We start from the raw sequence: 14,137 nt of genomic DNA on the forward strand, positions 1-14,137 counted from the left end.
ACCCGACGCAGCCTCGCGCGGGGGAAAGGGGCCGGGGGAGGGGTCCTGGACGAGCAGATCACATTGACAGCAGCGCGGGGCGGCTGGTTGCATAGCCAGCTATAACCAACAAATATGGTAAGTCTCACCAAGATTATCGGGTATCCCTGGCAAGGAAGTCATGACCAGTAACGTCACCGCGCCCCCCGAGGCCACCACCGTCGGGCACTACCAGCTCACGCATCTGCGCACCCTGGAGGCCGAGGCCATCCACATCATTCGGGAGGTGGCGGCGGAGTTCGAGCGTCCGGTGCTGCTGTTCTCCGGCGGCAAGGACTCCATCGTCATGCTGCACCTGGCCGTCAAGGCGTTCGCGCCGGGCCGGCTGCCCTTCCCGGTGATGCACGTCGACACCGGTCACAACTTCGATGAGGTCATCGCCGCGCGCGACGAGCTCGTCGCGCAGACCGGGGTCCGGCTGGTGGTGGCCTCGGTGCAAGATGACATCGACGCCGGACGCGTGGTGGACGACGGGCCGTCGCGCAACCCGTTGCAGACGGTCACCCTGCTGCGGGCGATCAGTGAGAACAAGTTCGACGCCGCGTTCGGCGGCGCCCGCCGCGACGAGGAGAAGGCCCGCGCCAAGGAGCGGGTGTTCAGCTTCCGCGACGAGTTCGGCCAGTGGGACCCCAAGGCGCAACGGCCCGAGCTGTGGAATCTCTACAACGGCCGGCATCGGGCCGGCGAACACATCCGGGCGTTCCCGCTGTCGAACTGGACCGAGTTCGACATCTGGTCCTACATCGGTGTCGAGGAGATCGCTCTGCCCTCCATCTATTTCGCGCACCAGCGCAAGGTGTTCAGGCGCGACGGCATGCTGCTGGCCGACCACGAGTTCCTGCGCCCCGCCGACGGCGAAGAGGCGTTCGAGACGCGGGTCCGGTTCCGCACCGTCGGTGACGTCACCTGCACGGGCTGCGTGGAATCCACGGCGGCCACCGTCGAAGAGGTGATCGAGGAGACCGCAGTGTCACGACTGACCGAGCGCGGGGCGACTCGCGCCGATGACCGGATCTCCGAAGCAGGCATGGAAGACCGCAAGCGGCAGGGGTATTTCTGATGGGTGCGGCAACCACATTGCTTCGAATCGCTACGGCCGGATCGGTCGACGACGGCAAGTCCACGCTGATCGGACGGTTGCTGTTCGACTCCAAGGCCGTCATGGAAGACCAGCTGGCCTCGGTCGAGCGCACTTCCCGGGAGCGCGGCAACGACTACACCGACCTGGCCCTGGTGACCGACGGGCTGCGCGCCGAGCGCGAGCAGGGCATCACCATCGATGTCGCCTACCGCTACTTCGCAACGCCCAAGCGGAAATTCATCATCGCCGACACCCCGGGGCACATCCAGTACACCCGCAACATGGTGACCGGTGCTTCGACCGCCCAGCTGGCGATCGTGCTGGTCGACGCGCGGCACGGGCTGCAGGAGCAGTCTCGCCGGCACACCTTCCTGGCGTCGCTGCTGGGGATTCGCCACATCGTGCTGGCGGTCAACAAGATGGACCTGATCGACTGGGACGCCGAGAAATTCGAGGCGATCCGCGACGACTTCCACTCGTTCGCCACCCGCCTGGACGTACACGACGTGACGACCATCCCGATGTCGGCGCTGCTCGGCGACAACGTGGTGACCAAGTCGGACAAGACGCCCTACTATGACGGTCCTGCGCTGCTGTCGCACCTTGAAGACGTCTACATCGCCGGTGACCGCAACCTGGTCGACGTGCGGTTCCCGGTGCAGTACGTGATCCGCCCGCAGACCCACGAGCACGCCGATCACCGCAGCTACGCCGGCACGGTGGCCAGCGGTGTGCTGCGGCCCGGCGACGACGTCGTGGTGCTGCCCTCGGGCAAGCCGAGCCGGATCGCCGCGATCGAGGGGCCGACCGGCGCAGTGGCCGAAGCGTTTCCGCCGATGGCGGTCTCGGTGAGCCTCACCGACGACATCGACATCTCCCGCGGCGACATGATCGCCCGCACCAACAACCAGCCCCGGGTCGTTCAGGACTTCGACGCCACGGTCTGCTGGATGGCCGACGGTGCGACGCTGCAGCCGGGCAATGACTACATCATCAAGCACACCACCCGGACCACCCGGGTGAAGGTGATGGCGCTGGACTACCGCCTCGACGTTAACACCTTGCACCGCGACAAAGACGCGAACACGTTGAAACTCAACGAACTCGGCCGCGTCTCGCTGCGCTCGCAGGTGCCGCTGATGCTCGACGAGTTCACCCGCAACGACGCCACCGGCTCGTTCATCCTGATCGACCAGGCGACCAACGGGACCGTGGCCGCCGGCATGGTGCTGCGCGACGTGTCACCGCGCACGGCGAGCCCCAACACCGTGCGGCACGAGTCGCTGGTCACCGCGACGGACCGGTTGTCGAAGGGCCGAACCGTCTGGCTGACCGGGCTGTCCGGCGCGGGCAAGTCCTCGGTGGCGATGCGCGTCGAACAGCTGTTGCTCGAAAGGGGAACGCCGGCTTACGTTCTCGACGGCGACAACCTGCGGCACGGCCTCAATGCCGACCTGGGCTTCTCGATGGCCGACCGTGCCGAGAACCTGCGCCGGCTGGCACACGTGGCCACCTTGCTGGCCGACTCCGGCCAGATCGTGCTGGTGCCGGCGATCAGCCCGCTGATCGAGCACCGCCAGCTGGCCCGCCAGGTGCACACCGACGCCGGGTTCGACTTCGTCGAGGTGTTCTGCGACACCTCGCTGGAGGAGTGCGAGCAGCGTGACCCCAAGGGGCTCTACGCGAAAGCGCGCGCCGGGCTGATCACGCACTTCACCGGTATCGACAGCCCCTATCAGCGGCCGCGGAATCCCGACGTGCGGCTGAGCTCGAAGAACAGCGTCGACGAGCAGGCCCGCCAGGTGATCGCGGCGATCGACTCCCGCAAGTGAACGATCACCAGCTGGCTGCGCACCTGGCCGCCGAGGCGGGCCGGCTGCTGTTGCGGGTCCGCGAGGAGCTGGCCGATGCGACTGAGGCGGAACGGAAGGCGGCCGGCGACCAGCGCTCGCACGACTTCCTGATGGCCGCGCTGGCCGGCGAGCGGCCCGACGACGCGGTGCTGTCCGAGGAGGGCGCCGACAATCCGGTCCGGCTCAGCGCTGAACGGGTGTGGATCGTCGACCCGCTGGACGGCACCCGCGAGTTCAGCGAACTCGGCCGGGACGACTGGGCCGTGCACGTGGCGCTGTGGCAGTCCGGCGAGTTGTCCGCCGGGGCGGTGGCCCTGCCCGCGCGGGGCAGCACGCTGGCCACCCCGACGGTGGCCGCTCCGCCCGCGTACGCCGGCGCGCCGCGCATCGCGGTGTCGCGCAGCCGTCCGCCCGCGATCGCCGAAGCGGTTCGCGAGCGACTCGACGGCGTGCTGATACCGATGGGCTCGGCGGGGGTGAAGGTGGCCTCCGTCGTGACGGGCACCACCGATGTCTACGTGCACGCCGGCGGACAGTACGAGTGGGACTCGGCGGCCCCGGTGGCGGTGGCCCGGGCCGCGGGCCTGCACACCTCACGCCTCGACGGTTCACCGCTGGTCTACAACCGGGCGGACCCGCTGCTTCCCGATCTGGTGGTGTGCCGCCCCGAATACGCCCAAGAGGTGCTCGCAGCGATCAGTTGAGCCGCCAGATGGAAGAATGCTCGCAATGCGCATGTCGGCCAAGGCGGAGTACGCGGTGCGAGCGATGGTCCAACTGGCCACCGCCGAGCCCGGCGCCCTGGTCAAGACCGACGAAATAGCGGCCGCGCAGGGTATTCCGGCGCAGTTTTTGGTCGACATCTTGTCGGATCTGCGCACCGACCGGCTGGTGCGCAGCCAGCGCGGCCGCGACGGCGGCTACGAACTGGCCCGGGCGGCCACCGCGATCAGCGTCGCCGACGTGTTGCGCTGCATCGACGGCCCGCTGGCCAGTGTGCGCGACATCGGTCTGGGCGATCTGCCCTACGCCGGGCCGACCGCCGCGCTGACCGACGTGTGGCGGGCGTTGCGGGCCAGCATGCGCTCGGTGCTCGAGCAGACCAGCCTGGCCGACGTGGCGGGCGGTGAGTTGCCGGCGCATGTCGCCGGACTCGCCACCGATTACCGCACCCAGGAGCGCCAGCGTGGCCATTCGCCCAGTTGATTCGGCGGTCCAGCGTCGGCTCTCCTGCGTCGAGCCTCGCTAACCGCCGGGCTGATTCGGCGGTCCAGCGTCGGCTCTCCTGCGTCGAGCCTCGCTAGCCCGAGCCGTACTGCCGGGTCAGGATCTCCAGGTAGTGGCCGCCGGGATCGCGGAAATACACCCCGCGTCCGCCGTCGTTGTGGTTGATCTCGCCCGGGCGTTCACCGCGCGGATCGGCCCAGTGCTCCAGCCCGCGCTCGCAGATCTTGGCGTAGATCGCGTCGAAGTCGGACTCGGAGACTAAGAACGCGTAGTGCTGCGGCCGGATCTCCTCGCCGTCGGGCACGTCGGCGTAATCGAGGCTGGCCTGGTGATCGAGTGCGACGACCTGGAAGTGGCCGAACGGCTGCGGTGCCGGCAGTCCGAACAGCTCGGCCAGAAACGCTGCCGATGCCTGCTTGTCGTGCGCGGCCACGATGGTGTGGTTGAACGAAATGCCCATTGCTCAAGTGTCGGCCGTGTAGGCCGCCCATGCCACAATCGCGGTCATGCAGGTGGGAATGACCATGCCCGTGATGGAACCGGACCTCGACGCAACGCTGTTGCGGGACTGGGCGCGAGCGATCGACGACGGGCCGTTCGCGTCGTTGTGCTGGGGCGAGCGGATCGCTTTCACCAACCCCGACAGCCTGACCCTGCTGGGTGCGCTGTCGGCCTGGACCGAGCGGGTGCGGCTGGTGACCACGGTGATCGTCCCGCAACTGCATGACCCGGTCATGCTCGCCAAAGCGCTGGCCACCGCCGACCTGCTCAGCGGCGGCCGGCTTACCGTCGGGCTCGGCATCGGCGGCCGGGACGAGGACTACCGGGCGGTCGGCGCCGATCCGGCGAGGCAGAAGATGGGCGAGTTGGCTGCCGCGGTGGCGATCATGCGGCGCGTCTGGGCCGGCGAGAAGCTCACCGAGTCGGTGCTGCCGGTCGGACCGGCGCCCACCCAACCCGGCGGGCCGCCACTGCTGGTCGGCACCATCGGCCCCAAGACGTTGCGTAGCGCGGCGACCTGGGCCGAAGGACTGGCCGGCATCACCATGGACCTGGATGTCGCCAAGCAGAACGACCTGTTCGACGTCGCCCGCGACGCCTGGCAGCAGGCGGGCCGGGCCAAGCCACATCTGGCGACGTCGTTCTGGTTCGCGCTGGGGGACCGTGACGAGGCCCGCGATCAGGTGCGTCGGCACCTGCTGCGCTACATGAACTGGATTCCCGCCGAGTATGTCGAGGCGATGGCCCCGAGCACCGGCTGGGCCGGCAGCGAGGACGAGCTGGCGCAGGTGCTGCAACGCTTTGCGGCGGTGGGCACCGATGAGGTGCATCTGATCCCGACCAGCTCTGACCTGGGCCAACTGCGCTGCGTGGCCGATGTGGTCGCCGAGGTCAACCGGGCCGGCTGAGCGGGCGATCCGCTGGTTGCGACACCGTCACGGAAGCGTCTCTATCGTCCTCCGGCAGCCACACCAGTCCTAGAAATCACTATCGTCACAGTGGTGCGAGGCCCGGGAGCGGGTCCTGGGAAAGGTGTGACATGTCGGCGACACGTCGAATCGTCTCGGCGGCAATGGTGCCAGTCGTCGTCCTGGGGATGGTCGCCGCCAGCGAGTTCGCGCCGGCGAGCGCGGCCACCTGCAACGCCCCCGAAGCCAATATCGATCCGCCACCGGGCTCGCCGACCACCGGAGCCGGTCAGCTGCCCACCGGGCGCCGTCCCCGCGGTACCAATGATCAAGCGCCGTTGCCCAAACTGGGCCCGCTGATCGCCGCGCTGATCAACCCCAACGGCACCATTCGGCAGCAGGCCGCGGTGGTACCCCCGCAGCCCAATCCCGGTGGCCAAGCCGTGCCGGACGTCGCCCAACCCGTCCAGCCCGTCCCGGTGCCCGGAGCAGATCCGGGGTTGTCGACGGCCGATCCCGGTGGCGCTATTGCCGGAGCCCAGACGTCGCTGGTGGAGTGGATGACCGGGCCCAACAGCCCCAACCAGACCCTGCAACGCTTCGGCATCTCCGGCACCGACCTCGGAATTCCCTGGGACAACGGCGATCCCGCCAACCGCCAGATCCTCTACGCGTTCGGCGACACCTTCGGCTACTGCCGTATCCAGGGCAAGCAGTGGCGACAGAACGTGCTGTTCCGCAGCAATGACAACAATCTCGCCGACGGCATCACCATCGGCCCCGGAGCAGTGGGCAACAAGTACTCGGGATCGCCACTGCGGCAGGAGAATTTCTCCAAGCAGATACTGCCCGCGGTGCAACTGGCGCCGCAGCAGGAGGGCATGATCCCCACCGCCGCGATCGGGATCGCCGGCAACCAGTACATGAACTTCATGTCCATCAAGCAGTGGGGCCGCGACGGCGAGTGGTCCACCAACTATTCGGCGATCGCGGTTTCCAACGACAACGGCGAAACGTGGGGCGTCTATCCCGGCACCGTGCGCTCGACGTCGCCGGAGAACGTTCCGCGGGCGCGTTTCGTCCCCGGTAACGAGAAATTCCAGATGGGCGCATTCCTGCGGGGCAACGACGGCTACCTGTACTCCTACGGAACGCCGTCCGGTCGTGGCGGCTCGGCGTATTTGTCGCGGGTGCCCGAGCGCGCCATTCCCGACCTGACCAAGTACCAGTACTGGAATGGCGACAGCGGATCCTGGGTGCTGGCCAACCCGGCTGCGGCCACGCCGGTGATCCCCGGCCCGGTGGGCGAGATGTCGGTGCAGTACAACACCTACCTGCGCCAGTACCTGGCGCTGTACGGCAACGGCGGCAATGACGTGGTGGCCCGCACCGCGCCCACCCCGCAGGGGCCGTGGAGCGCCGAGCAGACGCTGATCCCCACCGGCCAGATCCCCGGCGGCATCTACGCGCCCTACGTGCACCCGTGGTCGACCGGCAAGGACGTGTACTTCACGCTGTCGCTGTGGAACGCCTACGACGTGATGCTGATGCACACGGTGCTGGGGTAGCGGCTCAAAGGATCGTCAGGTGTCGATCTTCGGCACCGGAAACCGTTGTCAGAGCGATCGATTGATCGAACGTGACGAATCTGCCGTCGTTGGCGACGGCCAGTGCCAGCAAGTACGCGTCGGTGACCTGTTTGGAGCTGTGCACCCGGGCGGGATCGACAACGCCGGCATCGAGAAGGCTCACCGCGCAGGTCCAGAACTGGTGGTAGCGGGTCCCCGTGGCCTGAACCAACATGCCGATGGCGTAGTTGGGCGTGACCGGATTCGGATATCGGGGCTGGCTGATGATGCGCACGAAGCCGTTCTGGGTGATCGCGCACGATGCCCAGCCGTGGCCGATCTCGGTGTCCAGCCACGACCGTGCCCGTTCGTGGTCGACGTGATCGCGGTCGAGCAGCGCCAACAGCACATTGACGTCCAGCAATGACCGCATCTGATTCAGACGCCCTCTTCGTCGCGAAGTCGGTCGATGAGGGCATTGGAAACCGCGGTGCCGCGGTGCGGTAGCGGAGCGAAGCCGTGGAACGACTCGGACTCCTGCATCGAGGTGTCTTGCCTGGTCAGCGCCTGCCGGGCCAACTCGGAGAGCACTTCGCCCACTGGGCGCCGCTCGCGGTGTGCCCGCTCCTTGACCGCCAACAGCACGTCATCATCGATCGACAATGTGGTGCGCATACATCTGATGCTAGTGCATCAACACGTGGATCGGCTCCGGTGCTTAAGTTCACTTAGTGAACTAAGTGGAGTCAACTTTGATGGTTGACCTCACCTATCGTCAGGCGTCGAGCACCGCACGCAACGCCGCACCCACCTTGGTGATCACCCCGGGGGTGTAGCCGGGGATGTTCATGGTGACCCCACCGACACCCGCATCGAGCACCTTGGTCTTGATCTGCTCGGCGATCGATTCGGGGCTGCCGGCCACCATCCGCTGACTCATTGCGGCGGGAATCTGATCGGTGGTCACGCCCTCGCCGGCCAGGGCGGTGAGCAGCATGGTGGTCTCCAGAGTCGCCGGGTCGCGACCCACCTCGTCGCAGCTGCGCCGCACCGCGTCCATCTTCGCGCGGACCTCGTCGAACCCGGTGATGAGGTTGAGGTGGTCGAAGTGACGCGCGGCCAACGGGATTGTCTTCTTCTCGCCGCTGCCGCCGATCAGCAGCGGAATGTGGTCGCGGAAGCGGGGTTCGGCCATCGCCTCTTGGGTGCGGTACCACTTACCTTCGAATGTGGGTCGCTCGCCCTTGATCATCGGCAGGATGATCTGCAGCGCCTCGTCGAGCCGGTTGAAGCGGTCGGTGAAGGTACCGAATTCGAAGCCCAGCTGGTCGTGTTCGAGCTCGAACCAGCCAGTGCCGATGCCCAGGATGGCGCGGCCGGCACTGACCACATCGAGCGTGGTGATGATCTTGGCCAGCAGCGCCGGGTTGCGGTAGGTGTTGCCGGTGACCAGCGTGCCCAGCTGCACCTGCTGCGTCGCGGTCGCCAGCGCGCCCAGAGCGGTATAGGCCTCGAGCATCGGCTGATCGGGGGAGCCCAGCATGGGCAGTTGATAGAAGTGGTCCATCACGAAGACCGCGTCGAACCCGGCGGCCTCGGCCTCGCGGGCCTGTGCGATGACGGTGGGGAACAGCTCCGAAACGTCGGTGCCGTAGGAGAAGTCGGGAATCTGGAAGCCAAGGCGAATTGTCACTTAGCCGACCTTAGTTTCGAACGGCGCATCCCGGGGCGATTTGCGCTGTGCGCGAAAGGAACGTGCACCTCTTTGGCAGCTGATGCCCAGAGAACACAGGGCATCCGCCCGGAATTGCAAGGGATTTCCTTGATGCGCGCCGCGCCGACGGACCCATAGCTTTTTATCAGGTTCAGCGGGTTTGTCGAGGTGCCCGACGGGGGCGCTGTGATTGCGGGGAAGGCCGAGATGGTCGGCAAGGGCGTCGGCGGCAGTCCAGGCGGTGCCGGCGGCACTCCGTAGCCGCGGCGCAAGGGCCGCATCCGGAGGGGTTGACCGCTGGTGGCCGCCGTACTCAGTGGAAGCCCGTAGCGGCGGGCGAAACGGCTGAAGCCTCCGAACGGACCTGCGCTGGCCTTTTCAGCGGTTACGCTTCGCCGAAAACCGCGCAAACCGCGGCAAGGCCGACTCTTTGGAGGTATGCCTCATGGGGCTCACCACAGGAATCATCGTCGTCGTAGCCATATTCCTGCTCCTCACGGTGCTCGTGATCGCGGGCTACAACGGCCTGGTTCGGGCGCGCAACGCGTACAAGAACGCCTTCGCCCAGATCGACGTTCAGTTGCGGCGTCGCTTCGACCTCATTCCCAACCTGATCGAAACCGCCAAGGCGTACATGGCGCATGAGCGCCAGACCCTGGAGGCGGTCGTCAATGCGCGTGGCGCCGCGATGAACGGCCTTGCCGCCGCCCAGGCCAATCCCGGTGACCCGGCGGCGATGCAGCAGTTGGCGCAGGGGCAGCAGGCGCTCGACGGCGCGCTGAGCCGGCTCAACCTGGTGGTCGAGCAGTATCCCGACCTCAAGGCGAACCAGAACATGATGCAACTGTCGGAGGAACTGACCTCCACCGAAAACAAGGTCGCGTTCGCCCGCCAGGCCTACAACGACGCGGTGATGAACTACAACAACCGGCGCGAGACGTTCCCCGGCAATGTCTATGCCGGCATGTTCAACTTTGCGCCGGCCGCCCTGCTCGAGATCCCGCCGGAGCACCCGGAGATGCGGGACGCGCCGAAGGTTCAGTTTTGACCGACCGGCGGCCATGAACTTCTTCGAGCATCAGCGGGCCGCCAAGGGAACCACGCTGAAGCTGGTGCTGCTCTTCGGGGCCGCGGTGATGGCGTTGGTCGCGGCGATCGATGCCGCCGCGGTGATTGCGATGCTCTATCTCTCAAAGGATTACGGCGGAATCGATTCATCATCGATTCTGGCGATCGTCATCGTCGTCACCGCGATCACGCTCGTGATCATCGCAGGGGGAACGTTGTTCAAGACAATTTCGCTGCGCAAGGGGGGCGCTGCTGTCGCCGCGGCCGTCGGCGCGGTGCCCGTGGACCCGACGACGACCGACCCGCAGTTGCGTAGGTACGTCAACATCGTCGAGGAGATGTCGCTGGCGTCCGGCGTGCCTGCGCCACGTCTGTTCGTCATGCCGGGTGAACCCGGAATCAACGCTTTCGCCGCAGGTTTCACACCGGCCGATGCTGCGATCGCGGTGACAGGCGGCGCCCTGGCACAACTCAACCGTGATGAATTACAGGGTGTCATCGCTCACGAGTTCAGCCACATCCTCAACGGTGATATGCGGCTGAACATTCGACTCATCGGACTGCTCAGCGGAATCTTGCTGATCGGAATGATCGGCCTGCGCATGCTGCAGGTCGGCGGCCGCGGGAGCGACGGCAAACGCGCGCTTCCCCTCCTTGCGTTCGCGTTCGCGATGATGGTGCTCGGCTACGTCGGCGTGTTCTTCGCCAACGTGATCAAGGCCGCGGTAGCACGGCAACGGGAGTGGCTGGCCGACGCGTCGGCGGTGCAGTTCACGCGCCAGACCGACGGCCTCGAAGGCGCGCTGAAGAAGATCGGCGGCATACCGACCGGTTCGCGGCTGCGCGACTCCCGCAATGCCGCCGAGGTCAGCCACATGCTGTTCGGAGAGGGCGCGCGACGGTCATTCGCGTCGTTGTTCGCGACGCATCCGCCCCTCACGGACCGGATCAGGGCGCTCAACCCCACCTTCGACCCCGGCGAAATCGCCGAACTGCAGCAGCGGTACGCCAATCAGGCACCCGACGGCCTGGCCGAGGACGTCGCCGCAGGTTTCGCCCCCGCCGCAACGGCGCTCGGCCGTCAGACCCCCGCACCAGAGCAAGTCTCCGATGCCGGCTGGCGCACCAGCCCCGAGCAAGTCGTGGCTCGCGCAGGCACCTTCACTCCGGCCGACCTGAAGTACGGCGCGGCTCTGCATGCGCGGATTCCTGACGATGTCCGCGCGCTGGCCAGCCAGCCCACCACGGCCCCCGCGGCCGTCATCGCGTTGCTCCTGGCACCGTCGAGCGGGGGTCTGCACGCCCGCCAGCTTGCCTCGGTGACCGAGCTTCTGGGGCCGACGCAGGCACGGGAAGCCGCCGCGCTCGCCGACCGGATGCGCGCGCTGCCGCGCGAACTTCGGCTCCCGGTCGTCGCGCTGGCCTTGCCGCAGATCGCCACCCACTCTCGTGCCGAACAGGACGCGCTCATCGCGGTGCTCAATGCGCTCGCCGTCGCCGACGAGAAGGTGACGATGTTCGAATACTGCCTGACCCGCCTGGTCTGGGTTTACCTACTCGACACCAACGACCCGGCTCGCAGAAGCAAGGTGGGCAGCGATTCGCTCACCGGTGTGCGCCCGGTGGTGACGACCCTGCTGGCGACTCTCGCGGTCGCCGGAGGCGCCGACCAAAACGTGGCGACACAGACTTTGGACATTGCGCTGCAACGACTTTACGGTGATACCGCCAGGCTCGAGAACCCGCGCCGGTTGAGCTGGCAACAGACCCTCGACGAAGGCTGGGCCGCCCTCGACGCCTTGGATCCGAGGGCGAAGCAGGCACTCGTCGAAGCGATGGTGGAATCGGTGCTGCACGACGGCATCGTGACAGCATCGGAAGCTGAATTGCTGCGTGCGGCGTGCTGCTTGATGCACGTTCCCCTGCCTGCGCTGTTGGGCTGACTGTCGTCGGTGAAGCAAGTCGAGGGGACCCACCACCAACGCTGCCGGGCCGACGCGCGCTCGGCAAGCTCACCCCGATCGAGCGGAACCACCGCGGGGTTTTTCGCTCCTCGCTGGAGCAGAGCGGCTGCCAATGCAGCGGTATCAGCTGTCCAGGTCCCTGTGGCGCGGGTGTACCCGATATTCCATCGACTGTTCGCGTCGGATGGGGTGGCGTCGGCCGGCGTAGTAGGCGGCCACGTATAAGAAGTAAAAAACACCGGCGGTGATGACTGTGTTGACGACGAACTGCACGTATTGTCCGCGTGCTATCGGGTAGCGCCAGCTGGCGTCGCCGTATGCGGTTCCGGCAATCAGGAGGGCAAGAAAGGTGACGCTCATGATCGCGGCCCATGATTCCCCCTTGCCGATAATGATCAAGTAGACGTGCCCCGTGGCGATTACCGACGGAATCAAGAAGAGCCACCACATGGTTGTGGCGGTGAGGAGCCCGCTGTAGGAGTCGGGATGGAGGTCGATCTCCTGCCGCGTGGAATCGGTTGTTGCAGGAGCATCTTCGGGATCGGGGTCTGTGATCGTCAGCGCATAGATTCTTCCGCGGATCTTGATGTAGGGAGTGGCTACGTAGGCTATAAACGCCATCGTCACGAGGGGAAATAGTCCTAGCGCTACTGCGTCGTCCCAGCTGGGATATTTCAGGAAGATGCCAGAGACGCCCGCTGTGCAAGCGAGGGTCCAGTAGATGCGCCGCTGGGCGCTGGTGCTGATCTTGAGGAACGAGAGTGTGAATCCCCCGACAAGGCACAGGATGATGACCCCAAAAGACAGATTGCTTACCGTCATTTGCCGATAGCCCACTCCACTAGCTTTTCCCCTCCCAACCCGCCTGCCGCAGCGCCGAGAAGGCCGACAATTACAGTGCCCTCTGGCCCCACCCATGAACCCCATGCCGCCCCGGCGATGAATCCTCCGCCCCATGAGCCGAGGCTGCGTCCACCGAACTTGGCGAGCTCCTCACCTGTTTCGGAACCGAGGACGATGTTATCGATGGTCGCGGCCGCGTCCAGGCCAATTCCGGCCACGGACAGCCGTTTACCCAGCGTCTTGAGGGCATCGACATCCGCCTTCGACCACACTTGAGCTTCGCCCCAATGCTTGCCCTGGGGGAGGGCGTTTGCCTGCGAACCCAGGCCGCTGCCCAGACCGCCGACCCCGCTCGATATGCCAGAGCCCGCGTCGTGGAGCAGCTGCCGGGGCGACTTGCCGCTGTGCACCTCATCGAGCGCTTGCCGGACACCGGCCGGCGAGACCCCCGCCGACTTCAGCTGATTGGCGAAGCTGCCAAGCACCAATTCCCGAGCCTGGGATTCGCACCTATCAAGCATTCGGGTTGCTTCATCGGGTGTCAGCGGTGGTCGGTCTGGATAGGCCTGACCAGATTCCAGGAAAGCCTGAAGCTGCCGTCTGGCTTGGGCGCGGGTGCGCGCGTCGCCGCCCAGAACTGGATCGGCTGGTAGCGGGCCGATGAACTCCGAATTCCGGAAATCATCGAGACGTTCCTGAGCCAGCCGGCGTGCCGTGGGGTCGGCAGCGGGATCCTCGGCAATCGCCTGATCACGCCGCCGCGCTGCATCGGACGGGTCGGCGTCGACTGGCGCCGGAACATGCGGACGCCCGTTGCCGCCTGCCCCGCCGTCAGCGCCGTCTTCGCCGAAGCTGAAGGCGCGCAGTCCTGCGGTGGCGGTGCTGAGTTGGCGGCCTATCTCCTGCTCGTGATGGACCAGATTGTCGGCCCGAGATCTGATGAACGCCCGATGCCGCTCAGCCGCGAACTCGCGTGCCTCCTGCTCGGCCGCTGAAGTGTAGTAGGCCCAGGTGTCGGTGACGGAGTAGTCGTCGCCGACTCGGTATTCGTCGCGTTCGGCGAGGCCGATGGCTTCGAGTACAGCAGCCTTGTTGCCTTGTTGGGCCTGTGCGGCGCGGGCGGCAATATCGGCGGCGCGGCGCAGCATGTCTGCGGGGCCGTGGACGGTGACCACATCGGCGGCGGTGCGGTGTTGAAAGGCCTCAGCTCCGGCGCCGGTCCAGGGGGTCCCGCCAGGGGTCTTTGAGGCCTCGCGGACCTCGGTGAACGAGGCTTCCCAGGTGTCGGCGAGGGAGGCCCAGGCGGTTGCGTTGATGGTCAGGAAATCCCAATCGGCGTCCTCGATCTCGGTCAACGTCGGATAGGTCATC

Annotated in this window: 14 protein-coding genes; 8 read left to right on the forward strand and 6 right to left on the reverse strand. The window is 66.5% G+C overall.

The features are described from left to right. Positions 1-160 precede the first annotated feature (160 nt). From cysD to EJK91_RS16500, 4 genes are read left to right on the forward strand one after another with little or no spacing between them, the layout of a single operon-like run. Positions 161-1,099 (forward strand): sulfate adenylyltransferase subunit CysD, encoded by a 939-nt coding sequence (gene cysD, locus EJK91_RS16485; protein ID WP_024442312.1) that lies wholly within the window; start codon positions 161-163, stop codon positions 1,097-1,099. Continuing rightward, positions 1,099-2,952 (forward strand): adenylyl-sulfate kinase, encoded by a 1,854-nt coding sequence (gene cysC, locus EJK91_RS16490; protein ID WP_024442313.1) that lies wholly within the window; start codon positions 1,099-1,101, stop codon positions 2,950-2,952. The genes cysD and cysC overlap by 1 nt, the downstream gene beginning before the upstream one ends. Further along, positions 2,949-3,677 (forward strand): 3'(2'),5'-bisphosphate nucleotidase CysQ, encoded by a 729-nt coding sequence (locus EJK91_RS16495; protein ID WP_125079467.1) that lies wholly within the window; start codon positions 2,949-2,951, stop codon positions 3,675-3,677. The genes cysC and EJK91_RS16495 overlap by 4 nt, the downstream gene beginning before the upstream one ends. A 25-nt stretch (positions 3,678-3,702) precedes the next feature. After that, the gene (locus EJK91_RS16500; RefSeq protein ID WP_125079468.1) at positions 3,703-4,179 is read left to right on the forward strand and encodes an Rrf2 family transcriptional regulator; all 477 of its coding nucleotides are present in this window, start codon (positions 3,703-3,705) and stop codon (positions 4,177-4,179) included. Positions 4,180-4,273: 94 nt separating this feature from the next. Here the strand turns inward: EJK91_RS16500 and EJK91_RS16505 are convergent, their stop codons facing one another. Then, the gene (locus EJK91_RS16505; protein ID WP_125079469.1) at positions 4,274-4,660 is read right to left on the reverse strand and encodes a VOC family protein; all 387 of its coding nucleotides are present in this window, start codon (positions 4,658-4,660) and stop codon (positions 4,274-4,276) included. Positions 4,661-4,718: 58 nt separating this feature from the next. Between EJK91_RS16505 and EJK91_RS16510 the strand changes: the two genes are divergently transcribed. Then, positions 4,719-5,609, forward strand: coding sequence for an LLM class flavin-dependent oxidoreductase (locus tag EJK91_RS16510; RefSeq protein ID WP_024442317.1), 891 nt, complete (start codon positions 4,719-4,721; stop codon positions 5,607-5,609). Positions 5,610-5,740: 131 nt separating this feature from the next. Further along, positions 5,741-7,177, forward strand: coding sequence for a DUF4185 domain-containing protein (locus EJK91_RS16515; protein ID WP_125079470.1), 1,437 nt, complete (start codon positions 5,741-5,743; stop codon positions 7,175-7,177). A 4-nt stretch (positions 7,178-7,181) separates the two neighbouring features. Here EJK91_RS16515 and EJK91_RS16520 read toward each other — a convergent pair whose 3' ends face one another. From EJK91_RS16520 to EJK91_RS16530, 3 genes are all read right to left on the reverse strand, one after another. Continuing rightward, positions 7,182-7,610 (reverse strand): TA system VapC family ribonuclease toxin, encoded by a 429-nt coding sequence (locus EJK91_RS16520; RefSeq protein WP_046301811.1) that lies wholly within the window; start codon positions 7,608-7,610, stop codon positions 7,182-7,184. A 5-nt stretch (positions 7,611-7,615) separates the two neighbouring features. Further along, positions 7,616-7,852 (reverse strand): ribbon-helix-helix domain-containing protein, encoded by a 237-nt coding sequence (locus tag EJK91_RS16525; RefSeq protein ID WP_046301810.1) that lies wholly within the window; start codon positions 7,850-7,852, stop codon positions 7,616-7,618. Positions 7,853-7,952: 100 nt separating this feature from the next. Further along, positions 7,953-8,870, reverse strand: coding sequence for an LLM class F420-dependent oxidoreductase (locus EJK91_RS16530; RefSeq protein WP_024442321.1), 918 nt, complete (start codon positions 8,868-8,870; stop codon positions 7,953-7,955). 466 nt (positions 8,871-9,336) lie between these two features. On the opposite strand from EJK91_RS16530, the gene EJK91_RS16535 reads away from it, so the two are divergent. After that, positions 9,337-9,939: a LemA family protein gene (locus tag EJK91_RS16535; protein ID WP_046301809.1), complete on the forward strand. Its 603-nt coding sequence runs from the start codon at positions 9,337-9,339 to the stop codon at positions 9,937-9,939. A gap of 88 nt (positions 9,940-10,027) precedes the next feature. Then, positions 10,028-11,902, forward strand: coding sequence for a M48 family metallopeptidase (locus EJK91_RS16540; RefSeq protein ID WP_239651250.1), 1,875 nt, complete (start codon positions 10,028-10,030; stop codon positions 11,900-11,902). Between the two features lie 144 nt (positions 11,903-12,046). Here the strand turns inward: EJK91_RS16540 and EJK91_RS16545 are convergent, their stop codons facing one another. Both EJK91_RS16545 and EJK91_RS16550 read right to left on the reverse strand, forming a co-directional pair. Continuing rightward, the gene (locus EJK91_RS16545) at positions 12,047-12,760 is read right to left on the reverse strand and encodes a hypothetical protein (protein WP_125079471.1); all 714 of its coding nucleotides are present in this window, start codon (positions 12,758-12,760) and stop codon (positions 12,047-12,049) included. Next, positions 12,742-14,136, reverse strand: coding sequence for a hypothetical protein (locus EJK91_RS16550; protein ID WP_125079472.1), 1,395 nt, complete (start codon positions 14,134-14,136; stop codon positions 12,742-12,744). Before EJK91_RS16550 ends, EJK91_RS16545 begins: the two co-directional genes overlap by 19 nt. Position 14,137 lies beyond the last annotated feature (1 nt).

It is taken from the genome of Mycobacterium sp. P7213 (genome assembly GCF_900604305.1).
Taxonomy (GTDB): domain Bacteria; phylum Actinomycetota; class Actinomycetes; order Mycobacteriales; family Mycobacteriaceae; genus Mycobacterium.